A 25,288-nucleotide genomic window follows, 5' to 3' on the forward strand; every position below is an offset into this window, starting at 1 on the left:
TTTTATAGCACCTCCAAAAGACTCTATTTATTTCTACTAGCATTTATATCATCTTCTATGATATTTATTACATCCATTTCAATAAAATCCTTAACTTGCCTTATTGCATTTTTAATTGCAAAGGCATCTGAACTACCATGGGCTTTTACAACTGGTTTTTTTAATCCCAACAATGGAGCCCCTCCATATTCCCTATAATCTAGCATTCCCTTAAAGTTCATAAGCTGTTTTCTTAGTAATATGGCTCCAACCTTAGATTGGAAAGTTTTATTAAATTCCTCCTTTAAGGAAGAAAATAAAGACTTAGCCATTCCCTCCGTAAGTTTTAGAATAATATTGCCAACAAATCCATCACAAACTAACACATCTGCAACCCCTGCAGGAATATCTCTAGCTTCTACATTTCCAATGAAATTTAAGTTAGAATTCTCAATTAGTTCGTAGGCTTTTTGGACTAGTTGGTTTCCTTTTCCTCTTTCTGTTCCAATGTTAACTAGGCCTACCCTGGGAGCTTCCACCTTCAATACCTTTTCACTATATATGGAACCCATAATGGCAAATTGCTTCAAATATTCAGGCTTGCAATCTACATTAGCCCCTAAATCCAACAAAAGAGATATACCTCTAATAGTAGGATATACAGAAGCTAAAGCCGCTCTCTCAATACCATCTATTCTGCTTACTATAAACAAGCCTCCTGCTAACAAGGCTCCTGTACTACCTGCAGAAACGAAACCATCTCCTATTCCTTCCTTCAATGCTTTTAATCCAATAACCATTGAAGAGTCTTTTTTTCTTCTTATAGCAAAGGCGGGTTCATCATCATTGGTAATGATTTCAGTGGAATTAATGATGTCAATTGCTTCATCAGGAAAATCGTATTTTGATAATTCAGTATCTATTATTTCTTTATTTCCCACAATTATTACACTTACTCCCAATTCCTTTACCGCACTTACACACCCTTCAACAATGGCCTCTGGACTATTATCCCCTCCCATGCCATCAACAATAACCTTCATGCTTAACCTCCTAATCCAACTTAATAGAGCTACTGATAATAAATATATTATAGAACTTAGAAAATTGCAATATTTTATAATAAAAAAGATAGTGATAATCCTTCACTATCTTTTTTATATTTTTTCAGAGCATTAATTATTCTACTTCTATTACTTCCTTGTCTTTATAATACCCACAAGCTCTGCAAACTCTATGAGGTAACTTGGGTTCATGACATTGAGGACATTCCGAAATGGTAACTCTAGTTAATCTATAAGCTGATGCCCTTCTTTTATCTCTTCTTGCTTTAGAAGTTTTTCTTTTTGGTACTGCCAATTAAAACACCTCCTTATTCCCTTGGAAACAAATCCCTTAATATTGCGAATCTAGGGTCTATATCTTCTACAACGCACTGGCAATCGTCTTTATTTCGATTAGCACCACATTTAGCACATAATCCCTTACATCCTTCATGGCAAAGAGGTTTCATAGGAAGGGATACTATTATCGCATCAACTACGTATTCAGCTAGCTCCAACCTTTCATCATAATAATAAATGAGATCTTCATCTTCATCTAATCCAATTTCATTTTCCTTTTCAACCAACTTCCCTGACAAAACTGTTTTATCCTCTCTTGAAAAGGCTTCTAAGCATCTTCCACAAACCTCTTCATAACGGTAGTTTATATTAACATGTAGATATTTTTCTTTACCCACCTTGTATATTTCCCCGTCATATTTAATTGGTTCAGTAAACCGAATCCTTCTGCCATTAAACTCTAGGCTATCCTTATTAAGCTGCCCTTCAACGGATAAACTTATAACAGTTTCATCACGAAAGTTAGAAAGATCTATACTCATTTTTTTCACCTCTAAAACTAACAAACATAATTATATAAAGGAGGTGGCCATTTGTCAAGAAATTTATGTTATTTTTCAACTAGCTCTTTAGTCTCTCTAGCTATCATTAATTCCTCATTAGTAGGAATAACAAAAATAGCAGTTGAAGTTAAATCACTGTTTAGTCTGGCTTCTTTGCCTCTAACTTGGTTCAATTCCTTATCTAATTTTATATTTATACATTCTAACCCATTACAAATATGTTCCCTAACAGCTGGAGAATTCTCACCAATTCCAGCAGTAAAGACTAAAGCATCTATTCTACACATTAATGCTACATAAGCGCCTATATATTTCTTAACTCTGTTGCAGAATAGTTGTAAAGCCAATAAAGCCCTTTCATTACCTTTGGCAGCCTCTTCCTCTAAATCTCTGAAATCACTACTTATGCCAGAAAGGCCTAAAACCCCAGATTTTTTATTTAATAGTTCGTTAACTTCATCAAATGATAGGCCTTCTTTTTCCATAATAAATAGAATTACTGCAGGATCCACATCTCCCGATCTGGTACCCATTGCTAAACCCTCTAGTGGAGTAAAGCCCATGCTTGTCTCTACGGATTTACCACCTTGAACAGCACAAACACTGGCTCCATTTCCTAAGTGGCATGTTACAATATTTAACTCTTCTATTGGTCTACCTAATAATTCAGCTGCTCTCTGTGATACATATTTATGGGATGTACCGTGAAAACCATATTTTCTAATACCATATTTCTCATATAATTCATAAGGTAGTGGGTACATGTAGTTAGCCTTTGGTATAGTTTGGTGGAAAGCTGTATCAAATACTGCTACCATAGGTGTATTAGGCATTAATTCTTTACAAGCTTCTATTCCCATTATGTTAGGTGGATTATGAAGAGGAGCTAATTCTATACACTCTCTAATGGCTTTCATAACTTCATCGTCAATAATTACTGAATTAGCAAATTTTTCTCCTCCATGAACTACTCTGTGACCAACGGCCTCAATTTCATCCATTGATTTAATTGCACCATATTCTGAATCCACTAAAGCGTTAAGCACCATTTCTAAAGCTTTTTTGTGGTCTTTCATAGGTTCTTCTATGGTAACTTGATCTTTTCCTGTAGTTGTATGTTTTATCCTTGAGCCTTCTATTCCAATTCTCTCAACCAAACCCTTGGCTAAAACTTGTTCTTCTTTCATATCCAATAATTGATACTTTAATGAAGAACTACCACAATTTATTACCAATATGTTCATTTTCAAGCCTCCTATCCTAATATATGCTCATAAATTATATTATTATAGTTTTGTCAAAAAATCAACAATATTATATTTCCCGTTTATGCTATAATAAGGTAAAACCAAATGGGAGGTTACTGATGAAAGTTGTAGGTTTAATCACAGAATATAATCCTTTTCATTTTGGACACAAGTACCATCTAAATATGGCAAAAAAAATTACTAACTCAGACTACTCCATAGCAGTAATGAGTGGCTCCTTTGTTCAAAGAGGTGAACCTTCTTTAATAGATAAATGGACTAAAGCCAAAATGGCAATTGATAACGGAGTCGATTTAGTAATCGAGCTACCTTTTATTTTTTCAGTTCAATCCGCAGAGTTGTTTGCTTATGGCAGCATATCTCTACTGCATAGTTTAAAAATTGTCGATTACGTAGTCTTTGGCAGCGAAACAGGTGATTTAAATCCTTTGAAAGAAATTGCACAAATATTAGTCGATGAACCTCCATATTATAAGGAGCATTTGAAAAAAAACTTAAAACAAGGCCATTCTTTTTCCGTATCTCGTAGCCATGCATTAGAACATTTTTTTGATAAATATAAGCTTAATAAAAAACATAATATTAATATTAAGGAAATTTTGAAAATGTCTAATAATATATTAGCTATTGAATATCTAAAAAATTTAATTCTATTAAATAGCAATATCCAACCTATAGCAATTAAACGGGTTGGTAGTACCTACAATGAAAGCCAATTAAACCATAATGTAGCCAGTGCTACTGCTATACGCAATAAACTAATAAATGGTGAAATTGAAGCTATAAAAGAGTATGTTCCTGCTAAAACTTTTGACCACCTAATAAATTATATCAATAAATATAAAAATTTCAATATGTTAGATAATTATACCCAAATAATCAATTATTTATTAAGAATTGAAGATAAAAACAAATTAACGAAAATTATAGATGTAGAAGCAGGACTTGAAAATAGGATTGTCAATAAAAGTGCTGAGATCAATAGTATTCATGAACTCATACAGAAAGTTTCCACCAAGAGATATGCTAAAACTAGAATACAAAGGATATTAGTCCATATGATGGCAAACCTGACAGAGACTGTATTCGAAGAGCTTCAACCTCATCACCCTTCCTATATTAGGGTATTAGGTACAAACGATAAGGGCTTTTTAATACTTAAAAAAATCAAGGAAAAGTCTAATCTTCCTGTAGTAATAAAGTTTTCAGATTATAAAAAGTACTCCAATCCCTATTTAAATAGAATAATTGATTTCGATAAAAAAGCTACAGACCTATTCTTCTTGGGATTGAATGGAAATAAGCCTTATATGAATATGGATTATTACACCACTTTATATATAAAAAAAAAGTAGCAGGATATTCCTGCTACTTTTTCATATATATCTTTTAATAAAATATACTTTAATATAATTATTAATATTTTAAATACACCTTTTGTGAGGTGAAATATATATGAAAAAAGCTATCATAAATATATCTTTCTTAATTATCATCCTATTTACTCTGATAGGAATAATAAATAATCCAAAATTGTCTTTAGAAAGTGGTTATAGTGGTTTATTGACATGGTTCAATATCATTGTACCTTCTTTATTGCCATTTTTTATGATATCAGAAATCTTAAAAAACATTGGATTTGTAGACTTAATCGGAAAATTCCTGAAGCCGTTTATGAAATATTTTTTCAATGTACCTGGAAATTCTGCTTTTCCCTTTTCAATGAGCATAGCATCAGGATATCCAATGGGTGCAAAGATAGTAGCAGATTTAAGGATGAACAATACCTTAACAAAAATTGAAGCTGAAAGAACTATTTGCTTTGCAAGTACTTCTGGCCCCCTTTTTATGTTAGGGGCAGTATCCATAGGAATGCTTAATAATCCTTCAATTGCTCCTATAATCATATATCCTCATTACTTAGGAGCAATATCTGTAGGAATCATATTAAGTTTTTACAAAAGGGAAATAAGACCTGCAAAAAATGTAAAGGAAAATTTCAACGTTATAAGTTCTTTTTTTCCCAATATAAAAAAGGATTTCTCCATTGGATATATATTAAACAACAGCGTACGTAATAGCTTAAATGCCATAACTATAATTGGTGGGTTTATTATATTTTATTCAGTATTAACAGAGCTTTTGTTTGCTTCTAAAGCTTTTAACAAGTTTATTGAATTATTAATCTACACAATCCCCATAAAGATAAATATAGAAGCAATTAAAGGATTCATAGCGGGCATTATAGAATTAACAACAGGATGTAAACTTATATCTAGTGCTAATATTCCATTATATTATAAAATAATACTGATAAATTTCTTAATAGGTTGGAGCGGTTTTTCTATACATAGCCAAGTCCTAAGCTTTATCAACAATACGGATATAGATAGTAAAATTTACATATTTTCCAAACTATTACATGGTCTTCTATCTTCTATTTATGGCTTCCTATTCTATATTATAAAATACAAAAGCCTAGTTGAACCATCCTTCATGCCTAAATACCAAGGTATAAATCTAATTCATTTTAATGCTTGGCCAGTTTTATTATTTAGCTCCTGTAAAATCGCCCTAATTTCCAATATTTACTTGTTAATCCTTTCCCTAATATCTGCAATAATAAATCCTTTATCCTCTCGGGACTGATTATCGGTCCCCTCTTAACTCCTGCCTATTCTTATTCAACAAATCGATTATATTTTTTAAATTTTCCTGTGTTTCCAGCAATATATTATCAGCATATTCCAATGCCCCTAATCTAATACTCTTAGCATTATTTTGAGCTTTCGTAATTATCTCCTCAGCTCTTTCCTTGGCCTTCTTAGTGATTTCATCTTGTTCAATTAACTCCTCCAATTTCAATTCCGCTTCGTTTAAAATGGTATCTGCATCTTTTTGAGCTTCTGCTAAAATTCTTTGTCTCTCTTCCTTTATCCATGCTGCTTGTTTTAGTTCGTCTGGTAACTTAATCCTTATCTCCCGTATTATTTCAAATAGTTCTTCCGCGTCTACCATTACCTTGTTGGAAAAAGGTAGGCTAGAAGCATTTTCCAAAATGTCCTCAATTTCATCAATTAATTTTAGCACTTCCATTTACATCCTACCTCCATTAATTTTTTCTAATAAAGCCTTTTCAACTACTCCAGGCACAAAGCAGGATATATTGCCCCCAAACATTGCTACTTCCTTAACTATGCTTGAGCTTAAATATGCATATTTTCCACTAGAAACCATGAATAAAGTCTCCAGGGTTTCCTCCAGTTTTTTATTGACTAAAGCCATTTGCATCTCATATTCAAAATCGGAAACGGCTCTAAGCCCCCTAACCACAGTAGTACAATTTTTTTGTCTTGCATAGTCTACCAGCAATCCAGAAAAAGAATCTACTTCAACATTATCATATTTTTCTAAAGTTTTTTTCAATAATTCTATTCTTTCCTCTATCGAAAAAAAATTTTTTTTTGATTTATTATTTAAAACGGCCACTATGACCTTAGAAAACTTTCGAGAGCATCTATCGATTATATCTAAATGCCCATAAGTTACAGGATCAAAGCTTCCTGGATAAATTACTACCATTACTTCTCCCTCCTATCCCTTTTCTTAAAGAAACTTAGGGATTTATCCCCATAATTCCTAGAATCTATTTTAATCAAGCTATTAAAAATATGATTCAAAACATAGTTCCTTTCATGCTCTAATACTATAAGACCTTCTTCTCTTAAAATATTAACCTCATCAATCTTTATAAGAACCCTTTCCAATAAATTCCTTCCATATGGTGGATCTATAAAAATATAATCAAATTTTATATCTTTTTCTCTTAACAAATCCAGAGCTTTAAAGGCATCCTTCTTTAATATCTCTGCACTATCCTTTAAGCATGTATGCTTTAAATTTTCATCGATACACCGAATACTTTCATAGGACTTGTCAACAAAATACACCTTTTTTGCTCCTCGACTTAAAAACTCAATGCCAATTGATCCAGTACCAGCAAATAAATCTAAAACTAAGGAATTTTCATCAATATAGCCTAAAATATTAAAAAGAGATTCTTTTATCCTATCTTCTGTAGGCCTTATATCCTTGCTTTTAGGCCCTTTTAGCCTAAATCCTTTTTTGCTACCAGCAATAACCCTCAATAGATCACCTCTTAATTATGCTTAATTTATTTTACCATATTTCATATATACTTTCCTAGTATTAGTTTAAAATTATATCCTTAATCCTATCCTGGAATAGTTGGATTATGCTTTCCCTTAAATTACAATGTCTATCCTCCAGTAAATAGGTATCCTTTTCTAATACCTCCATTGCTTTTTTTTGAGCAAGTTTTAATATTTCCATGTCCGTAAATAGGTTAGCAATTTTTAAATCAGGTAAACCATGCTGTTTGGTACCAAAGAATTCTCCTGGTCCCCTTAATTCCAAATCCTTCTCAGATATATAGAAGCCATCAGTAGATTTCTGTAAAATTCTCATCCTCTCCCTTGCTATTTTACTATTGCTGCCATTTATTAATATACAATAGGACTGATACTCTCCTCTTCCAACTCTCCCCCTCAATTGATGAAGTTGAGCTAATCCAAATCTCTCTGCATTATATACTACCATGATATTAGCATTTGGCACGTTAATTCCAACCTCGATAACCGTAGTAGAAACTAATATATCCAATTCATTCTTTGAAAATCTTTCCATAATGCGATCCTTTTCCTCCTGTTTCATCCTTCCATGTAACAAACCAACTTTAAAATCCCTATATACTTCATCTTTCAAACTATTATATAGTGCTTCCGCAGATTCCAAGTCTAAGGTTTCACTTTCTTCAATTAATGGACATACTATATAGGCTTGTCTTCCCTCTAATAATTGCTTTTTTACAAAATTATGAACTTGCTCTATTAAGTCGAATCCTACAGCATATGTTTCTATTTGCTTCCTTCCAGGAGGCAACTGATCTATTATGGAAATATCCAAATCCCCATAGAGTATTAAAGCTAAGGTTCTAGGTATAGGGGTAGCAGTCATTACCAAAATATCCGGACTCTTCCCTTTATAGCTTAGTGTGGCCCGTTGCTTTACGCCAAATCGATGTTGTTCATCGGTTATTGCTAAACCTAGTCTATTGAACTCAACCTTATCCTGTATTATTGCATGTGTACCTATTAACACATGGATTTTTCCATCTTTTAAATCCTTCAGCACCTCTTCCTTTTTCTTATTAGAAAGGCTTCCTACTAATAGCTCACACCTTATATCATAATCCTTGAAATAATTAGAGATAGAATTGAAATGTTGTAGAGCTAAAATCTCTGTTGGAGCCATCATTACAGATTGGTATCCAGATTTCCACGCCTTAAACATAGCTAATACTGCAATAATGGTTTTACCAGACCCTACGTCTCCTTGAATCAACCTATTCATCTGGATATTCTTCTCCATATCCTTTTCAACTTCTTTAAACACTCTCAACTGAGCAGTAGTCAGCTTAAAAGGCAAATCATTTATAAAACTATAAACTTCTGTTACAGGTGGAAATTGTATGCCTTTATAAACTTCTTGCTGCCTAGACTTAATTAACATAAGTCCTAGTTGTAAAATAAATAATTCCTCAAAAGCTAACCTCTTACGAGCTTCTTTATAATGGTTTTCACTTTTAGGAAAATGAATATTTATTATGGCTTCTTTGATTGGCATTAGATTTAATTCCTTCAGTATATATTCAGGTAGTCTTTCCTTAATATTGTCACTATATCCCTTAATGGCATTATTCATTATTCTAATCATCTCATTGTTGGAAAGATTATCTGTTAAAGGGTATATAGGGATAATCTTTCCAACTTTGTCTCCTTCTGCCCTCCCAATAGTGGGATTCATAACCTGTACCTGGTTATTAAATATATTCACCTTTCCATAGACCATTATTTCATCACCTAAAGACAAACGACTTACTATATAATCCTGATTAAACCATACTAAATGCCCAATGCCAGAGCTATCCTTTACTGGAACTTGTAATATAGATAAGTTTTTTCTTAGTTTCCGTTTAACTGGATATCCACAAATTTTTACCTTTAGGCTAACCTTTTCACCACCGACACACTGGGCTATAGACTTAAATCTCCTCCTATCTTCATAGCTCCTAGGCATATAGTATAAGAGGTCCTGAATAGTATGTATATTTAATTTTTTTAATAGTCTTGCTCTTTTTGGGCCAACCCCTTTAACATATTGAATATCCAATTTTCTCCTCCTCTAATCTATTATCTTAACAACAAATTCCTCACCAATAGGTGAGGAATATACTACTCTAATGAAAATATATAATAATAAAGTGGTTGTCCGCCATAAACTACTTCTATGTCGAAATTCTCAAACTCTTCTTCTAGCCTTTTTGCAAATTTCTTCGCACTTTCATCATCAATTTCATTACCATAAAAAACTGTTATTAAAGAATATTCGTCATTAATAACCTTCTGTAATAGCACTAAACTAACCTCATCTATCGAATTACCAACAGCCAATATCTCCCCATTTGAAAGACCTATGATATCATCTTTATTTATTTTTGTATTATCTATTTCAGTATTCCTAACCGCATAAGTAACCATACCAGTCTTTACATGGGTTACAGCTTCTTCCATATTGGTCAAATTTTCTTCTATATCTAGCTCTGGGTCAAATGTGATCAATGCAGTTATGCCTTCAGGAATGGTTTTAGTAGGAAATACATAAACCTTTTTATCGCTTAACTCCTTGGCTTGATCAGCTGCCAGCACAATATTGCTGTTATTAGGTAATATTATTATGTTTTCGCCATTCACTTCATCTATAGCTTTTAGTATATCTTCTGTACTAGGATTCATAGTTTGCCCGCCTGGTATTATATAGTCTACATTGAGTTCCTTAAAAACTTTATTTAAACCTTCTCCTATGGAAACGGTAATGAAAGCGTATTTCTTCATTTCCCTGTTTCGATTATTGATTTCTATTTTTTCTGATACTTCTTCTTCAATTATATGCCTATGTTGATAACGCATATTATCTATTTTAATGTCATTTAGCTCTCCAATTTCTAAAGCCCTCTCCAATACCAGCCCTGGATTGTTAGTGTGAACATGAACTTTAATTAATCCATCGCCTCCTACTACCAATAAGGAATCTCCAAAGCTGTTTAACTCGCTTCTTAAAGCTTCATAATCATCAAAATCCGTATTGATCATAAACTCAGTACAATATCCGAATTTAATATTTTCATCATCAATCCTAGGAAATATCTCTACAGGTTTATCTACTTTAGCTGGAAAATCTAAAATTATATCTTCTTTACCAGTGATGGCATTTAAAGCACCAGTCAAAACTACTATTAAACCTTTACCCCCCGCATCTACTACTCCTGCTTGCTTTAATACAGGCAACATATCTGGAGTCTTATTAAGTACTTCTTTCCCTTTATTTATAACCTTTTCTAAAAAAACAAATATATCATTTTCCACTTCTGCTAACTCTAAAGCATAATCAGCACAACCTTTTGCAACAGTTAAAATAGTCCCTTCTGTAGGTTTCATTACTGCCTTATATGCTGTTTCTGAAGCAGACTTGAAAGCTTTAGCTAAATCTATGGTATTTATCTTATCCTTATCTTTCAAACTATTGGCAAAACCCCTAAAAAGTTGGGATAGAATTACTCCAGAATTCCCTCTTGCTCCCATTAGAGAGCCATTGCTAGCTGCTACTGCAACTTCTCCTACAGTAGGAGCGTCTAGACTTGATATCTGCTTTACTGCAGATTTCATGGTTAAGGACATATTTGTCCCCGTATCTCCATCAGGTACAGGAAATACATTTAGTGCATTTACCTCTTCCTTTTTACTTTCCAATAATCTAGCGCCTCCTACAAATGCCTTTTTTAGCATTAGACCGTCCATGATTTCGTTTTTCAATGGTTGTACCTCCTAACTACTTTTCAACTCTAATTCCTTGTACATATACATTTACCTGTTTAACTTTCATCCCTGTTAAGTTTTCTAAATTAAATTTTACTTTTTCAATAATATTTTCTGCTACTACTGATATTCTCATTCCATATTGTAATATAACATGTAAATCTATTGTTATTTCATCGTTTTCAATGTATATTTTTACCCCTTTAGAAAGATTTTCTCTTTTTAATAGCTCAAAAAAACCATCTTTTGCTTTTTTACTAGCCATACCTACTATTCCATAGCTTTCCATAGCTGAAAGCCCTGCTATAGTAGCTATTACGTTATCATCTATGTCGATATAACCATAATCATTTTTAGCTCTAGCTGGCACAAAATCGCCTCCTTAAAGATAATTCAATATAATATATGAGTATATTTTACCTTATTATACTGAATTGTTCAACTCATTACTATTAAGATTTTAATTTGTCAATAATTATAGTTGCCTTTTTATCTAATATTATGTTAGAATATAATATGTTCTAATAAAATAAGAAAACGAATTAGATGATTGCACTTTTTTAGAGGAGGTGTTTTTATGGCAAGAAAATGTGAAGTATGTGGAAAGGGTAAAATATTTGGAAATAAAGTGACTTTTTCAAATAAAAAGAGTAGAAGAGATTGGTCACCAAATATCAGAAGAGTAAGGGCAGTGGTTGATGGAACTGTTAAAAGAATAAATGTTTGTACTAGATGCTTAAGGTCTGGTTATGTGGAAAGGGCGTTATAAAATATAGGGCTTCCAGTTTAATAGTAGCGGAAGCCTTATTTTACTTTAATTATTAAAATCCCAATAACTATAAGAATCAACCCAATAATCAATATTAGTATTTCTATGGGAATAAAGTTGATTACTATTAAAAAACCAATTACGGATATTAAAATTCCAATTAATCTTTTCCATTTATACCTATATCTATAGTAAAAGCTTTTCATATTCTCACCTCAAAGATCCTTTACTCTATTTTATTGCATTTTTTCAAAATTAGTTACAAAAAAGCAAACCTTTTTCAGGTTTGCTCTATAGATCAATCTCTTGATATGATTACTAAACTTTGTCCCTCATAAATTCTTATAAATCCCTTATCTTTAACAATCCTATTGCTTATGCCTAGAGTGGAGCCAAATTGAACTCTGGTATTCTCCAGCTCATATTCGAATCCCTTTAATGTAACTACAATTCCAGTGTTGGTGATAGGAATAACAGATACATAATAGCCGGGTATGTTTTTTAAAATCAGCTCATCTTCAACTAAATATATAACATTATCATCATCTATTATTCGTCCATTTATTCCTCTTTCCTTCAGCTTTTTGAGCAGCAATATATTAGCTAAAGTATGATCCAGCCTATTTCCAGTAGCTCCTACTATAGTTATATCCTTAAATCCCTTATCTATTATATAGTCTATGGAAATTTCTGAATCCGTTTTATCTTTTTTTACAGGAAACTTTTCCACTGGTATTTTATTCTCTTCAATCTGTTGAATAACTTCCTCTGAAATGGAATCTAAATCTCCTACAACCAAATCAGGTTTTAAAGATGCTTTAAAGCAGTGATTAGTTCCACCATCAGCAGAAAGTACAAAATCAACCTCTTTCTTTAACTCCCTTAACCTGTTAATATCAATTATTTTACCACTTAAAATGACTAACGCTTTCATTTAATCATTCCATTCTATTTTTCTATTTTGCTAATAGGCTTCCAAATTAACGATAAAATAATGATAGATACTATAAATTCTGGTACTAAATAGCTGGATTGATATACTAAAGAGTATATCCAAGGATTTTGAGTTCCTGCATATTCAGCAAAGAATATAACCCCAGCTAATAGATGACATAAAAATCTACCGCCTATGGCGAAAAATATAGATAGAATGATTTTGACATATTTGTCGTTACTAAAATCTTTAATGGAATTAGAGAAAATTCCAGCTAATCCTAAAAAACCAAAGGCAATAGGATATTCTAATATTGCTTGTATAGGGGTAAAAACCCAACCTCCTAATATGAGTTTTAATACTCCAAAGGTGGCTCCAGCAATAATCCCAGGTTTAAGTCCCCATCTCATAGAAAACAAAAGGATTGGAATCATACTACCTGCAGTTACAGAACCTCCTTGAGGTGCTTGGTAAATTTTAATTCTACTCAACAAAACAGCTAATGCTATCATAATCCCAGCTTCCACTAACATCTTTGTGCTCCACTTCTTCATATTCAGCCCTCCTTAAATATTAAACCCATTACCAGAATTAGGTAATGGGCTAACATGCAAACGAACTCACTTCCCTACGCTAGCATTACCTAGTTCAGGTTAAGGGTCGGGATCGAATCCCCTCTCAGCCAATTTGGCTCCCCTAGTGATGAAGGTATTATTTAGTTCAATTACATTATACCATACTACATATATAATTCAATTATAAGCTCTTAAACATTTTAGTTCTCTCTATCACATCTTTACTTCTAAAAATATCAGAACCAACTACTATGATATCAAGGCCATAATTGATTATCTCTTTTGCATTATCTAACTTAATTCCTCCATCAGCTTCAAGTAAAATATTAAGGTTCTTTTCATCTATAATTCTCCTCATCTTTTTAATCTTTTTTTCCATAGAACCTATAAACTCTTGTCCACCAAAGCCAGGATTTACTGTCATAATCAAAATTAAATCAACATAATCTAATACATACTCTATACTTTCTAAGGGTGTAGACGGATTCAAAGCTACCCCTGCTTTTATACCATAGGATTTTATTACATCTATGGTTCTATGTAAATGCAGGGTAGATTCCACGTGGACTGTAAGCATATCAGCACCAGCTTCTACAAAATCCTCTATATACCTTTCAGGTTTGTCAATCATAAGATGAACATCAAAAGGAATTTGGGTAATATTGCGTAAATGTTTAATTACTGGCGGTCCAAAGGTTATGTTGGGAACAAATATGCCATCCATCACATCTAAATGGATATAATCTGCTCCTCCTTTTTCAAGTTTAAGTATCTCCTCTTTTAAATTGCCTAAATCTGCTGACAAAATGGATGGTGAAAGTTTTATCATTTTAATACCTCCTATTTGCTTTTATCTCTTCAAGAAACATTAGATAGTTCTCATATCTTTCCCGACTAATATTCCCCTTTTCCACCTGTTTTTTCACTTCACAACCAGGTTCCTTAAAGTGAATACAGTTGATAAATTTACATTTGCCATTGAACTCATCTATTTCCTTAAAGTACTTGCTCAACTCTTCTTCCCTCTCAATAAAATCCAAGCTTAAGGAACTAAAACCTGGAGTGTCAAGTACGAAGGAATTGCCATCTAAATCTATTAATTCTACATGTCGGGTGGTATGCCTTCCTCTGGTAGTTTTTTTACTTACATCTCCAGTTTTTAGCTCCAATCCTGGTTTTATTCTATTTAGTAGTGAGGATTTCCCAACCCCTGAAGGCCCTGCAAAAACTGTAACTTGGTTCTTTAATAAATCTATTAAATCTACAATACCTTCTCCAGTTTTGCAACTAGTTTTAATAATTGGATACCCGGTTTCTCTATAGGCTTTTTCTATTAAATTCCGTTCATCCTCCTGAACCAAATCAATTTTATTTATACATATTCCAATATTTAATCTTTGATGTTCCGCTAAAACTATTAATCTGTCTAATAACCATAAGTTTATATCCGGTTTTTTTATGCTCATAATAATAATAGCTTGAGTTACATTAGATACGGGAGGCCTTATCAACTGAGATTTCCTTTCCATAATCTCTTCAATATAGCCGCTACCATCTTCCTCGTTTATTCGGATTTTTACTCTATCTCCTATTAAGGGTATTATATTGTCTTCTCTGAAAAGCCCCCTAGCCTTGCATTCATAAACTTTGTCTTGAGTTTTAACATAATAAAACCCACCAATGCCTTTTATTATTATGCCTTCTATCATAAAAACCTCCTAATTGTGTGGATGAACTATTTCGTCAATATAAATGCCATCATAATAGATTTCAAATACAGCATCTACTTTCCCTTCCAATGGTATTTCGATAGAACTTCCATCGACTTTATGAATTTTATTATAAACATCTTTTCTATTTCCATCCTGAACCCTTACAATTTTAATTTCTACTTCATCATCTTCCACACTAGGTGTTAATGTCATTACAAAAGGAATCTCTTTATCCTTCTCTTCAGGTTCAGGTTCCTCTCCTCGAGCTGATGGACCTGAACTAACATATAAGGTTATGGCTGTATTTGTCTCTATTTCATTGCCAGGTTCAATACTTTGCCAAAATACAATGCCCTCTTCATATTCATTATTAGGCTCTCTAACAATCTGATCTAATGCTAATCCATATGCTATCAAGGCATTTTTAGCTTCGTTTTCACTTTGACCTACAAGCTTTGGCATTACTACAATCTTTTTTTCCGGACCTTGGCTAACAATTAAATTAATTTTAGTCCCCTCTTCAACTTCAGTATATGGGGCTGGATCTTGATTTATAATTATATTTTCAGCTACATTATCACTATACTCATACTCTACTAGCCCTTCTGATAAACTAGAATCTTTAAGTATGCTATCAATCTCGTTAATATTCCTATTAATTAGGTTTGGAACTTTAACTAGGTTTCTTCCCTTACTAATAGCAACTTTTATTGTATACCCTTCTTTAACCTTTGTGCCTGCCTCTGTCATTTGATTAACTACTTCATCCTTATTGAACTCACTGCTATAAACTTCGTTTGCCACTTCAACATTTAATCCAAGCTTTTCTGCTTCCTCTTTGGCTCTATCTATGTGTAATCCAACTAAATCAGGTACTACAACTTCCTTAGTAATGAAGTAGTCCTTAAGCTTATAAAAACCTAAGGCCATTGAACTAACTACTACAAAGGCCAATAGTATAGCAAAGAAAACAACTTTTAAACTACCATCGCTGTTCTTTTTCTTTTTAGATTTTTTCATTTCCTTACCTTCCTTATCCTCCACAACTGGTATTATTTGAGTAGGTGCTTCAATAAAATTAGTATCTTCCATTGGCAATTTGCCACCAGACAATTTGGTCTTCTTTAGGTCAGATAATAAATCACTTACAGTAGCATACCTATCACTTTGGCTCTTCTTTACACAATGCATAATTATATTCTCCAATCCAAGTGGAATTGAATTATCTATTTCTCTAGGTGGGATGATCTCTTCCTGAATATGCTTTAAAGCTACTGTAATAGGACTATCTCCTTCAAAAGGAACTCTTCCAGTGATCATCTCATACATGACTATGCCTAAGGAGTATATATCAGATTTCTCATCAGTATAACCTCCTCTGGCCTGTTCTGGTGAAAAATAATGGACAGAACCTATTACATTGGATGTGTTGGTTACCGTTGAAGCACTAGCTGCTCTTGCTATTCCAAAGTCAGTTACCTTCACTCTGCCATCTTCAGTTACCATTATATTATGCGGCTTAATGTCTCTATGGACTATATGATTTTCGTGAGCATGTTCTAAGGCTTCTGCTATTTGAATTGAATAATCTATAGTTTCATCTACAGTAAACTTTCCTTTTTCCCTTATTATCTCTTTTAAGGTTTTGCCTTTTATATACTCCATTACTATGTAATGAATTTCCTGTCCATCCTTTTTATCTACTCCAACATCATATATATTAACTATATTTGGATGCGAAAGGCTGGCTGCAGCTTGAGATTCCCTTTTAAACTTTTTTATAAATTCTTCATCGTTGTTAAACTCATCCCTCAAAATTTTAATTGCTACATATCTATTTAAAAGTCTACATTTAGCTTTATAAACAAGAGCCATGCCACCTCCGCCTATTTTCTCAATTATCTCATATCTATTACCAAGAACAGTTCCAATCATGTTTTCACCTCACTTCATTAAAACTTAATAGCCACAACAGTAATATTATCAAATCCACCCTTTTCATTGGCAAACTCAATTAATTCTTCACAGATCTTTTGCATATTTTCGCATATTAACAACTGTTCTCTTATTTCATCATCTGCTAACATGCTGGTTAGCCCATCTGTACACAATAGAAATATGTCACCTTTGTGCTTCTCCTGTACTATTAAATCCGCTTCAACATCTGGACTAGTTCCTACTGCTCTTGTAATAATATGCCTTTGTGGATGAAGTTTTGCCTCTTCCCTACTAATGCTTCCATTTCTAATAAGCTCTTCGACTAAAGAATGATCTTTCGTCAATTGTAATAATATATTTTTACGCAATAAATAAGCTCTACTATCTCCAACATGTCCAATAAAGACCTTTTTCCCTTTTGAATAGATTAAAGTCACAGTTGTTCCCATCCCTGAATAGGATTCATCTTCTAAAGACTTCTTGTATATTTCTTCATTTGCTCTACCTATAGATTCTTTTATTCTATTTTTAATGCTATTATCGTCTAATTCCAAGAGGGTCACATCTTTTCCTAGATCTGCACTTATTATATCAACAGCCATATTCGATGCAATTTCTCCTGCCTTGTGTCCTCCCATCCCATCTGCTACAATAAATAATGGATTTTCTTCAATAACAGAAATATAATAAGCGTCTTGATTAACCTCCCGAATCCTGCCAATATCAGTTTTAACTCCAACCTCCATACCAATCACCTCAATGTAAAGATATTTGGTCCATTCCAAATGTTATTAATAATTTTTCCTTCTATTGGTTTCAGGCCTTTATTGTCCTATTTTTAGCTTGTCCTTAAAAAAGAAAAAGTTTTAAGGCATATTAATTTTTATTCTAAAAATTCGCATTTTATACATTCCTAATTTCTTATTATATCATACCAAATAATCTTTTAACCATTCTTCTTTATAATTCTTGCAATAAAAAACCCATCTGTACCATGAATATGTGGAAATAATTGTACATATCCTTTATTTCCAGTTTCAATATTTTCTAACGAGTCCAATAATTCTCCAAATCCTAATAGAGAAAAGTTTTTATTAGCCTTCAAAAAATCCATAACCACATCTAAATTTTCTTCCTTTCCAATGGTACAAGTACTATAAACGATTATGCCCCCAGGTTTTACATATTTTTTGGCATTATTAAGAATGGCTTTTTGCATCCTAACCAATTCTTTTATATCCTCTTCCTTCCTATTCCATTTTATATCTGGTCTTCTCCTAATAATTCCTAATCCAGAGCAAGGAGCATCAATTATGCAATAATCTGCTTTGCCCACCATAGTATTATCAACTTTTAAAGCATCAAATATTTCCGTTTCTATGATATTGATTCCTAATCTATTGGAATTTTCCTTTATCAATCTCAATTTATGCTCATATATATCCCTACTTATAACCTTTCCTTTATTTTCCATTATCTCTGCAATATGAGTAGCTTTCCCTCCTGGTGCGCTACACAAATCCATAACTAAACTCCCCTCTTTTGGATTAGCTATCTGCCCTACTAACATGCTACTTTCATCTTGAATGGTAAAACAACCTTGTTGAAACTCCTCCCTCTCAGTAATCCTAATAGGATTCTCTACTATAATCCCATCTTTTGCATACCTAGTATTATAAACTATATATCCATAGCTGGACAGCTTGTCGGATAATTCTTCCCTATTCGTCTTTAACCGGTTTACCCTAATATTCAATTTAGGTTTAGAATTATTGCTAATGCACAGTTTTTCTGTGAATTCATAACCAAATTCATTAATCCACCTTCTAATTATCCACTTAGGATAGGAATACTTTATGGAAATATAGTCTACTGAATTGCTTACTTCTACCACCATCAATTTTTCCTTATTCCTTGAAAAATTTCTTAGAACTCCGTTAACAAAACCACTGATTCCTTTGTGACCGTATTTCTTAGAAAGATTAACTGATTCATTTACAGCTGCCCTATCTGGAATTTTGTCCATAAAAGCCATTTGATATACTCCCATCCTTAAAATATCTAGGATAGGCGGTTGAATCTTTTCAACCTTAATACTAGATAGTTTAGAAATAATATAATCTAAATATAAACGATTCTCTATTACTCCATAGACTATTTCCCTTATTAAGTTTTCATCCTTAATTTTAATATTTTCTTTTATATATTTATTTATTGTATAATTAGAATAAGCTCCCTTACTGTGGACATCTATTAATATATTTAAACATATCTCCCTAACATTCATATTAAACTCTCCCCATAAAATATTATGCCCGGGGATTGCCCCAGGCAAAGCTATAAACTAGAATTTTTAATCCCTTCTTCTACCAAACATAGCCATAAGTCTTAATAACTGAGCTAAAGCAACTAGAGTCGCTCCAACATAAGTTAGTGCAGCGGCATTTAAAACCTTCTTAGAAGAATCAACTTCATCATGATAGATTATGCCATTCTCAAGCTGATATAAAGCTCTTCTACTTGCATTAAATTCTACTGGCAACGTAATCACTTGGAATAGGACTACTGCCACATAAAGTAGTATTCCCAGTTCTATAAAAAATGGGCTAATTATAAAACCTAATAATATCAAAAACCAAACAAACCTTGCACCAATACTTGCAATAGGTGCAATATTATTTCTTAAAATAAGAGGAAAATATCCTTCTCCGTGCTGTATAGCATGACCAACCTCATGCGCTGCTACAGAAACTGCTGCTACTGACCTGCCATTATAAACATTTCTCGAAAGCCTTATTACTTTGTTTCTAGGGTCATAATGGTCTGTTAAATTCCCTCCTATAGGTTCAATTCTAATATGGTATAAACCATTCCTATCCAATATCAGCCTTGCTACTTCGTAGCCAGTTAAACCAGAACTGCTTTGAATTCCTAGATATTTATTAAAGGAAGATGTAACCTTAAATTGAGCATATAATGAAAACAACAAGGCAGGCATCAACAATATAAAGGCTATACTATCAATCCCACCATAGTAGCCTCCATAATAATATCCTCCATACATAGTATCCCTCCTTAATCCTGATATTATTCAAGTCTTATATTCAAATCAAATTGATTGCCTTTTAAGAATTCCCTTACCTTTAAGTTCTTCTTGTTAGGAAATTGCAACTCCTCTATAACAATGCAGGAATCAGAACAATTTACATAGATTCCATCCTCTTGAACCTTAACAACCTTACCATTCTCGCTTTCCAAAAACTTTTCTACTCTCCTAGCTTTGTGAATTTTTACTCTATCACCTTTATATATTATATAGGCAGATGGCCAAGGTTTTAACCCTCGTATTAGATTAATAATATTTTCTCCCTTGTTATTCCAATCAATTTTTCCAATTTCCTTGCTCAACATAGGTGCATAAGTTGAGAGATTATCATCCTGAGGAATTGGTTTAATGTTGTTATTCTTAATATCATTTAAAGTTTCAACAACCAGTCTAGCTCCAAGTAAGGATAATTTATCATGAATAGATTTGGAGTCGTCTTCCTCTTCTATGGGTATGGATTCATATTTTAATATGTCCCCAGTATCCAATCCTTCATCCATTTTCATTATAGTAATGCCTGTTTCTTTTTCTCCATTTATAAGAGCCCAATTGATGGGAGCAGGACCTCTATATTTAGGTAAAAGGGAAGCATGTATATTAATACATCCATGTAAGGGTAACTCCAATACACCCTTTCTTAAAATTTGACCATAAGCCACTACAATTATACAATCTGGCTGAACCTCTTTTAATAGTTTCAAGGACTCCTCTGAATTCACATTTTCTGGTTGATAGACATCTAAGCCCAGCTCTAGAGCCTTTTCCTTTACAGGAGTAGGCAATAATTTTTTCCCTCTACCTCTCCTTTTATCCTTTTGTGTTATGACCAATGAAATATTAAATTCACTATTATTTAAGAATTCTAAAGCAGGAACAGCAAATTCTGGCGTGCCCATAAAAACAATCTTCACCATATCACCTCTTACTCTTCTCCATCTTCATCAGGTATTATTTCTTCTATCATCTTGTCAGTAAAAAGTATTCCATTTAAGTGATCAATTTCATGACATAATGCTTTTGCCAAAAGTCCAGTTCCCTCGATGATCTTCTTTTGTCCATTTTCATCTAAATATTCTACTTTAACCTTTTCTGGCCTTTTAACAGTTCCTACCTTATTCGGAATGCTTAAACAGCCTTCAACATCTATGTTTTCCCCTTCTTCTTCAATAATCTTCGGATTTATTAGCTTTATTGGTCCCTCACCAACGTCTATAACCACTACTCTTCTTAAAACTCCTACCTGAGGAGCAGCTAATCCAACACCCTCGTATTCATACATGGTATCTACCATATCTTCTAATAAAATCTTGATCCTTTCATTAATTTCTGTTACCTCTTTAGCAACCTTTCTTAAAATAAGGTCTCCAGCATATCTTATTTGTCTTATAGCCATTTTATTCCTCCTACAATATTGAATTTGGGTTAATATCTATATTGAACTTAATCCCCGTAACATCTACTTTATATCTATTATATATAAATACCCATTCTATAGCGGTTTTTAACTTGTCTAAATATTCATTTTTACATTTTATTATAATTTGATACCTATAATTATTCTTAATCCTTTCTAATGGGGCTGGAAAAGGCCCAATTATATTATCTACAAAATCGATTAAATTAATCTGCTTCAAATTATTAATTAGTATTTTATAGAACTCCTTACTCTTTATTATAACACGTTTAACATCTTCTCCATAAATTATTATAGAAATTATATTGGTAAAGGGAGGATAATTGAATTCTTTTCTAATAAGAACCTCTTTATTATAAAAGGCCAAGTAATTATACTCCTGTGCAAGTTGAATACTGTAATGCTCTGGATTATAGGTTTGTACTATTACTTTACCTTCAAAATCACCTCTACCAGCTCGTCCAGCTACCTGAGTTATTAACTGAAATGTCCTTTCAGGAGACCTAAAGTCTGGTAAATTTAGACTTGTATCCGCTGCAATTATTCCAACTAATGTTACATTTTTGAAATCTAAACCCTTAGCTACCATTTGGGTTCCAATCAATATATCTATTTTCTCTTCCTTCATATTGTTTAATATAGATTCATAACTACCCTTTTTACTGGTGGTATCCAAGTCCATCCTTTTTACTACAGCATTTGGAAACAACCTTTTAGTAAACTCTTCTACTTTTTCAGTACCTATCCCAAAATATTTAATATATTTGCTCTTACAAACAGGGCAAATATTTGGTGGACTAATGGCTAAACCACAGTAATGACATTTCAACCTATTCTCCTTCAAATGATAGGTCATGGATATACTGCATTTATTACATTTTACTACATACCCACATTGTCTGCAAGAAACGAAAGTGGAATGGCCTCGCCGGTTTAAAAAGAGAATGGTTTGCTTATTATCTTTCAAATTCTCTTCTATTGCTTCATATAATTCCTTACTAAAAATTGATTTATTTCCAGAATTGAGTTCTTCTCTCATATCAATAATTTTAACAAAGGGCAATTCTCTGTTCATTATCCTTTTTTTTAAATTCAAAAGTTTATACTCCCCTTTTATGCTCCTGTAATAGGATTCAACAGATGGGGTAGCAGATGCAATAACAAGTGTTGATCCAAATTGATCACATCTCTTCTCAGCTACCTGTAGAGTATCATATTTAGGGTTCATGCTGGATTTATAGGTAGATTCATGTTCCTCATCTATCACGATTAGGCCTAAATTGGAGAAGGGTGCAAATACTGCAGAGCGAGCTCCTACTGCTATTTTGACTTTTCCTTCTCTTATTTTCCTCCATTGATCAAACCTTTCTCCATAAGATAATTTGCTATGTAAAACCGCCACCCTATCTCCAAATCGTCCAACAAACCTTTGAACCGTTTGAGGAGTTAAAGATATTTCTGGAACTAAAACTATTGACTCCTTCCCTTTATTTATCATCTCTTCAACCAGCTGTAGATAAATCTCCGTTTTCCCACTTCCTGTAACCCCATGGATTAAAAATTTACTGGATTGGTTCCTATTGATATGGTCCATAATGGTATCAAAACAATTCCTTTGTTCTAAGGTTAACTCATGCTTTTTATAGGGACTAATATCTTCCTTAATTGGACTTCTAAAAATCTCCCTATTTACTATTTGGATCAAACCTTTCTTTTCCATAGATTTAATAGTACTAATGGAACTGTTAACCTCCATCATCAACTCCTTAAGGGGAATTTCTCCCTTATCAAATAAAAATTCAGCAATTTCCAATTGTTTATAGCTTCTTTTCCCAATTTTTTGATTTAATTCCTCTCTGGAATTAAATCTGTTTTTAAGATAAACATATTTTTCATATTTAGGTTCTATGGAAGTTTGAATTTCCATAGAAGTAGTTAGTATCCCTTTACTCTCCAACTGTCTTATAATCTTATTAGTCAATCTATTATTCATTTGCTCCTTTAATTCTCCTAGTTCTATCTTCCCCTTATTATTATGAATTATGGTTACTACACTTTTTTCTAAAGTATCTAAAGTATTGTAAATATCATCATGTACTTCTTCTAATAAAATATTAGTTTTAACCTCCTTAAAATCCCCAGGGGGAAGTACCGCTTTAAATGCATCTATATAAGGAGACAGATATTTTTCTGACATCCATATGCTCAAATCAATTAAATCCTTAGAAATCAAAGGTTTGTCGTCTATAACATCTATTATCTTTTTTAGTTTATGCGAACCAAAATAGTTCTCTTCTATTTTAATAACAATTCCCTTAACTACTCTATTACCTAATCCAAAGGGAACCAATACCCTCATTCCCTCTTCTACTAATTCTACTAGGTCTGAATCAATCAGATATGTATAGGGCTTATCGGTACTTGACGACTTGTTATCTATTATTACTTGTGCAAATTTCTTATTCATATAATCATTCCTTGTCCATTAAAGATAAAAGCTAGATTAAAATGGTTATCTAGCTTTTATCTTCTATTAATTTCTTTACTTTGTCAATTATTATCTTCGCCACTTCTGATTTATCCATAATAGGATAGTCAGTTATAATTCCCTCTCTATCTATAATTGTAACAACATTGGTATCCTCTTTAAAGCCAGCTCCATCTTTAGAAACATCATTGGCTACAATGAAATCTAAATTCTTATTAATAAGTTTCTCTTTAGCATTTTCAATAAGATCATTGGTTTCTGCTGCAAAACCGACTACTATTTGATCTTTCTTTATTTTACCAAAATACGCAGCTATATCAGGATTCCTAATATACTTAATATTTAATTCGTCATTTTCAATATTCTTTTTCTTTATCTTCACATCACTTACTACTTCTGGCTTATAATCCAGCGGAGCAGCAGCTTTTATTAGAGCATGACATCTATCAAAATATTCTTTTACAGCATTGAACATATCCAATGTAGTGTTTACTCTAATAAGCTGTACACCTTCAGGTGGTTTTAAATTAGTTGGGCCAGATATAAGTATGACCTCTGCTCCTCTTTTCTGCCCTTCTTCCGCAATTTTATATCCCATTTTTCCACTGGAATGATTTGTAACATATCGGACTGGATCGATTGGTTCTATGGTGGGACCAGCTGTAACTATGAATTTCATGCCAATTAAGTCCTTACTATAGAAACTATTTTTTAAATATTGAACGATATCAGCTGGCTCTGCCATTCTTCCTGGTCCATAGGTTTGGCATGCTAACATACCTACTGCTGGGTCTATAAATTCGTATCCTAGCTTCTTTAAATACTCAATATTTTTTTGAACGATTGGATTTAAATACATGTTGGTATTCATGGCAGGTGCAAATATTACCTTGGCTCTAGTTGCCATTATGGTGGTAGTCAATAGATCGTCAGCAATACCATTAGCTATTTTCCCTATTATATTTGCAGTAGCAGGGGCAATCAAAAACACATCTGCTTTTTCTGCCAAAGAAATATGTTCTACGTCATAATTCCTTGGTTCCTTAAACATATCTACATATACCGGATTTAGGGCTAAAGTTTGAAAAGTCAAAGGAGATACGAATTTTGTAGCATTCTCAGTCATAATTACCTCCACATTAGCTTTCTCCTTTTTAAGCCTACTCACTAAATCAGCTGCTTTATAAGCAGCAATTCCTCCTGTTACCCCTACTATAATGTTTTTATCCTTAAACATATTTTCA

26 protein-coding genes and 1 riboswitch are annotated in these 25,288 nt (G+C 32.8%); of the genes, 3 read left to right on the forward strand and 23 right to left on the reverse strand.

The genetic code is table 11. The features are described from left to right. Positions 1–23 precede the first annotated feature (23 nt). The 4 genes from plsX to BLV68_RS08180 all read right to left on the reverse strand — a co-directional run bounded on the left by plsX (position 24) and on the right by BLV68_RS08180 (position 3,129). A complete protein-coding gene (gene plsX, locus BLV68_RS08165; RefSeq protein ID WP_093752691.1) occupies positions 24–1,022 on the reverse strand; it encodes a phosphate acyltransferase PlsX in 999 nt (332 codons plus the stop codon). 136 nt (positions 1,023–1,158) lie between these two features. After that, on the reverse strand, positions 1,159–1,338 hold the full coding sequence (gene rpmF, locus BLV68_RS08170) for a 50S ribosomal protein L32 (RefSeq protein WP_093752693.1): 180 nt from the start codon (positions 1,336–1,338) through the stop codon (positions 1,159–1,161). 13 nt (positions 1,339–1,351) lie between these two features. Continuing rightward, on the reverse strand, positions 1,352–1,864 hold the full coding sequence (locus BLV68_RS08175; RefSeq protein WP_093752695.1) for a YceD family protein: 513 nt from the start codon (positions 1,862–1,864) through the stop codon (positions 1,352–1,354). 68 nt (positions 1,865–1,932) lie between these two features. Beyond that, the gene (locus BLV68_RS08180; protein ID WP_093752697.1) at positions 1,933–3,129 is read right to left on the reverse strand and encodes an acetate/propionate family kinase; all 1,197 of its coding nucleotides are present in this window, start codon (positions 3,127–3,129) and stop codon (positions 1,933–1,935) included. 122 nt (positions 3,130–3,251) lie between these two features. On the opposite strand from BLV68_RS08180, the gene BLV68_RS08185 reads away from it, so the two are divergent. Then, on the forward strand, positions 3,252–4,508 hold the full coding sequence (locus BLV68_RS08185) for a nucleotidyltransferase (protein WP_093752699.1): 1,257 nt from the start codon (positions 3,252–3,254) through the stop codon (positions 4,506–4,508). 100 nt (positions 4,509–4,608) lie between these two features. Continuing rightward, the gene (gene ylbJ / locus BLV68_RS08190) at positions 4,609–5,802 is read left to right on the forward strand and encodes a sporulation integral membrane protein YlbJ (protein WP_093752701.1); all 1,194 of its coding nucleotides are present in this window, start codon (positions 4,609–4,611) and stop codon (positions 5,800–5,802) included. Here the strand turns inward: ylbJ and BLV68_RS08195 are convergent, their stop codons facing one another. The 6 genes from BLV68_RS08195 to BLV68_RS08220 all read right to left on the reverse strand — a co-directional run bounded on the left by BLV68_RS08195 (position 5,803) and on the right by BLV68_RS08220 (position 11,478). Further along, positions 5,803–6,249: an ATPase gene (locus BLV68_RS08195; protein WP_093752703.1), complete on the reverse strand. Its 447-nt coding sequence runs from the start codon at positions 6,247–6,249 to the stop codon at positions 5,803–5,805. It lies immediately after the preceding gene. Then, complete coding sequence (coaD, locus tag BLV68_RS08200) at positions 6,250–6,735, reverse strand: pantetheine-phosphate adenylyltransferase (protein ID WP_093752705.1); 486 nt, start codon at positions 6,733–6,735, stop codon at positions 6,250–6,252. After that, positions 6,735–7,301 (reverse strand): 16S rRNA (guanine(966)-N(2))-methyltransferase RsmD, encoded by a 567-nt coding sequence (rsmD, locus tag BLV68_RS08205; protein WP_093752707.1) that lies wholly within the window; start codon positions 7,299–7,301, stop codon positions 6,735–6,737. Before rsmD ends, coaD begins: the two co-directional genes overlap by 1 nt. 61 nt (positions 7,302–7,362) lie before the next feature. Then, positions 7,363–9,405, reverse strand: a complete 2,043-nt coding sequence (recG, locus tag BLV68_RS08210) for an ATP-dependent DNA helicase RecG (RefSeq protein WP_093752709.1) — start codon at positions 9,403–9,405, stop codon at positions 7,363–7,365. Between the two features lie 62 nt (positions 9,406–9,467). After that, positions 9,468–11,105 carry a DAK2 domain-containing protein gene (locus tag BLV68_RS08215; RefSeq protein ID WP_093752711.1) on the reverse strand — a complete coding sequence of 546 codons (1,638 nt, stop codon included), beginning with the start codon at positions 11,103–11,105 and terminating at the stop codon, positions 9,468–9,470. Positions 11,106–11,121: 16 nt separating this feature from the next. Further along, positions 11,122–11,478: an Asp23/Gls24 family envelope stress response protein gene (locus tag BLV68_RS08220; protein WP_093752713.1), complete on the reverse strand. Its 357-nt coding sequence runs from the start codon at positions 11,476–11,478 to the stop codon at positions 11,122–11,124. A 207-nt stretch (positions 11,479–11,685) separates the two neighbouring features. Here BLV68_RS08220 and rpmB point away from each other — a divergent pair, with 207 nt between their 5' ends. Continuing rightward, positions 11,686–11,877 (forward strand): 50S ribosomal protein L28, encoded by a 192-nt coding sequence (rpmB, locus tag BLV68_RS08225; RefSeq protein ID WP_093752715.1) that lies wholly within the window; start codon positions 11,686–11,688, stop codon positions 11,875–11,877. Between the two features lie 35 nt (positions 11,878–11,912). Here rpmB and BLV68_RS15455 read toward each other — a convergent pair whose 3' ends face one another. The 13 genes from BLV68_RS15455 to coaBC all read right to left on the reverse strand — a co-directional run bounded on the left by BLV68_RS15455 (position 11,913) and on the right by coaBC (position 25,281). Beyond that, entirely contained in the window at positions 11,913–12,083 is a 171-nt protein-coding gene (locus BLV68_RS15455) for a hypothetical protein (protein ID WP_159428652.1), read from the reverse strand. Positions 12,084–12,175: 92 nt separating this feature from the next. Further along, the gene (locus BLV68_RS08230; protein ID WP_093752717.1) at positions 12,176–12,811 is read right to left on the reverse strand and encodes a thiamine diphosphokinase; all 636 of its coding nucleotides are present in this window, start codon (positions 12,809–12,811) and stop codon (positions 12,176–12,178) included. Between the two features lie 14 nt (positions 12,812–12,825). Beyond that, on the reverse strand, positions 12,826–13,365 hold the full coding sequence (gene thiT, locus BLV68_RS08235; protein ID WP_093752719.1) for an energy-coupled thiamine transporter ThiT: 540 nt from the start codon (positions 13,363–13,365) through the stop codon (positions 12,826–12,828). 54 nt (positions 13,366–13,419) lie between these two features. Then, a riboswitch (TPP riboswitch) is annotated at positions 13,420–13,519 on the reverse strand. A gap of 48 nt (positions 13,520–13,567) precedes the next feature. Continuing rightward, on the reverse strand, positions 13,568–14,215 hold the full coding sequence (gene rpe / locus BLV68_RS08240) for a ribulose-phosphate 3-epimerase (RefSeq protein WP_200773705.1): 648 nt from the start codon (positions 14,213–14,215) through the stop codon (positions 13,568–13,570). Position 14,216: 1 nt separating this feature from the next. Beyond that, on the reverse strand, positions 14,217–15,095 hold the full coding sequence (rsgA, locus tag BLV68_RS08245) for a ribosome small subunit-dependent GTPase A (RefSeq protein ID WP_093752721.1): 879 nt from the start codon (positions 15,093–15,095) through the stop codon (positions 14,217–14,219). A 9-nt stretch (positions 15,096–15,104) separates the two neighbouring features. Further along, positions 15,105–17,033 carry a Stk1 family PASTA domain-containing Ser/Thr kinase gene (pknB, locus tag BLV68_RS08250; protein WP_093752723.1) on the reverse strand — a complete coding sequence of 643 codons (1,929 nt, stop codon included), beginning with the start codon at positions 17,031–17,033 and terminating at the stop codon, positions 15,105–15,107. Between the two features lie 17 nt (positions 17,034–17,050). Further along, positions 17,051–17,782: a Stp1/IreP family PP2C-type Ser/Thr phosphatase gene (locus BLV68_RS08255; RefSeq protein ID WP_093752725.1), complete on the reverse strand. Its 732-nt coding sequence runs from the start codon at positions 17,780–17,782 to the stop codon at positions 17,051–17,053. Between the two features lie 200 nt (positions 17,783–17,982). After that, entirely contained in the window at positions 17,983–19,323 is a 1,341-nt protein-coding gene (gene rsmB, locus BLV68_RS08260) for a 16S rRNA (cytosine(967)-C(5))-methyltransferase RsmB (RefSeq protein ID WP_093752727.1), read from the reverse strand. Positions 19,324–19,389: 66 nt separating this feature from the next. Next, entirely contained in the window at positions 19,390–20,100 is a 711-nt protein-coding gene (locus BLV68_RS08265; protein ID WP_093752729.1) for a zinc metallopeptidase, read from the reverse strand. Positions 20,101–20,123: 23 nt separating this feature from the next. Then, positions 20,124–21,053 (reverse strand): methionyl-tRNA formyltransferase, encoded by a 930-nt coding sequence (fmt, locus tag BLV68_RS08270; RefSeq protein WP_200773706.1) that lies wholly within the window; start codon positions 21,051–21,053, stop codon positions 20,124–20,126. 11 nt (positions 21,054–21,064) lie between these two features. Then, complete coding sequence (gene def, locus BLV68_RS08275; protein ID WP_093752733.1) at positions 21,065–21,535, reverse strand: peptide deformylase; 471 nt, start codon at positions 21,533–21,535, stop codon at positions 21,065–21,067. A 10-nt stretch (positions 21,536–21,545) separates the two neighbouring features. Beyond that, positions 21,546–24,023: a primosomal protein N' gene (gene priA / locus BLV68_RS08280; protein ID WP_093752735.1), complete on the reverse strand. Its 2,478-nt coding sequence runs from the start codon at positions 24,021–24,023 to the stop codon at positions 21,546–21,548. A 49-nt stretch (positions 24,024–24,072) separates the two neighbouring features. Further along, the gene (gene coaBC / locus BLV68_RS08285) at positions 24,073–25,281 is read right to left on the reverse strand and encodes a bifunctional phosphopantothenoylcysteine decarboxylase/phosphopantothenate--cysteine ligase CoaBC (protein ID WP_093752738.1); all 1,209 of its coding nucleotides are present in this window, start codon (positions 25,279–25,281) and stop codon (positions 24,073–24,075) included. Between the last annotated feature and the right edge of the window lie 7 nt (positions 25,282–25,288).

The organism is Tepidimicrobium xylanilyticum (assembly GCF_900106765.1).
GTDB lineage: Bacteria > Bacillota > Clostridia > Tissierellales > Tepidimicrobiaceae > Tepidimicrobium > Tepidimicrobium xylanilyticum.

What these genes read in the sequence shown, in the direction of transcription:
- rsgA (WP_093752721.1), bottom strand. Translation starts at nt 15,095, where the DNA reads ATGATAGAAGGCATAATAATAAAAGGCATTGGTGGGTTTTATTATGTT.
- pknB (WP_093752723.1), bottom strand. Translation starts at nt 17,033, where the DNA reads ATGATTGGAACTGTTCTTGGTAATAGATATGAGATAATTGAGAAAATA.
- BLV68_RS08255 (WP_093752725.1), bottom strand. Translation starts at nt 17,782, where the DNA reads ATGGAGGTTGGAGTTAAAACTGATATTGGCAGGATTCGGGAGGTTAAT.
- rpe (WP_200773705.1), bottom strand. Translation starts at nt 14,215, where the DNA reads ATGATAAAACTTTCACCATCCATTTTGTCAGCAGATTTAGGCAATTTA.
- coaBC (WP_093752738.1), bottom strand. Translation starts at nt 25,281, where the DNA reads ATGTTTAAGGATAAAAACATTATAGTAGGGGTAACAGGAGGAATTGCT.
- plsX (WP_093752691.1), bottom strand. Translation starts at nt 1,022, where the DNA reads ATGAAGGTTATTGTTGATGGCATGGGAGGGGATAATAGTCCAGAGGCC.
- BLV68_RS15455 (WP_159428652.1), bottom strand. Translation starts at nt 12,083, where the DNA reads ATGAAAAGCTTTTACTATAGATATAGGTATAAATGGAAAAGATTAATT.
- ylbJ (WP_093752701.1), top strand. Translation starts at nt 4,609, where the DNA reads ATGAAAAAAGCTATCATAAATATATCTTTCTTAATTATCATCCTATTT.
- BLV68_RS08180 (WP_093752697.1), bottom strand. Translation starts at nt 3,129, where the DNA reads ATGAACATATTGGTAATAAATTGTGGTAGTTCTTCATTAAAGTATCAA.
- priA (WP_093752735.1), bottom strand. Translation starts at nt 24,023, where the DNA reads ATGAATAAGAAATTTGCACAAGTAATAATAGATAACAAGTCGTCAAGT.
- thiT (WP_093752719.1), bottom strand. Translation starts at nt 13,365, where the DNA reads ATGAAGAAGTGGAGCACAAAGATGTTAGTGGAAGCTGGGATTATGATA.
- rsmB (WP_093752727.1), bottom strand. Translation starts at nt 19,323, where the DNA reads ATGAATGTTAGGGAGATATGTTTAAATATATTAATAGATGTCCACAGT.
- BLV68_RS08230 (WP_093752717.1), bottom strand. Translation starts at nt 12,811, where the DNA reads ATGAAAGCGTTAGTCATTTTAAGTGGTAAAATAATTGATATTAACAGG.
- BLV68_RS08265 (WP_093752729.1), bottom strand. Translation starts at nt 20,100, where the DNA reads ATGTATGGAGGATATTATTATGGAGGCTACTATGGTGGGATTGATAGT.
- BLV68_RS08195 (WP_093752703.1), bottom strand. Translation starts at nt 6,249, where the DNA reads ATGGAAGTGCTAAAATTAATTGATGAAATTGAGGACATTTTGGAAAAT.
- coaD (WP_093752705.1), bottom strand. Translation starts at nt 6,735, where the DNA reads ATGGTAGTAATTTATCCAGGAAGCTTTGATCCTGTAACTTATGGGCAT.
- BLV68_RS08185 (WP_093752699.1), top strand. Translation starts at nt 3,252, where the DNA reads ATGAAAGTTGTAGGTTTAATCACAGAATATAATCCTTTTCATTTTGGA.
- def (WP_093752733.1), bottom strand. Translation starts at nt 21,535, where the DNA reads ATGGCTATAAGACAAATAAGATATGCTGGAGACCTTATTTTAAGAAAG.
- rpmB (WP_093752715.1), top strand. Translation starts at nt 11,686, where the DNA reads ATGGCAAGAAAATGTGAAGTATGTGGAAAGGGTAAAATATTTGGAAAT.
- BLV68_RS08175 (WP_093752695.1), bottom strand. Translation starts at nt 1,864, where the DNA reads ATGAGTATAGATCTTTCTAACTTTCGTGATGAAACTGTTATAAGTTTA.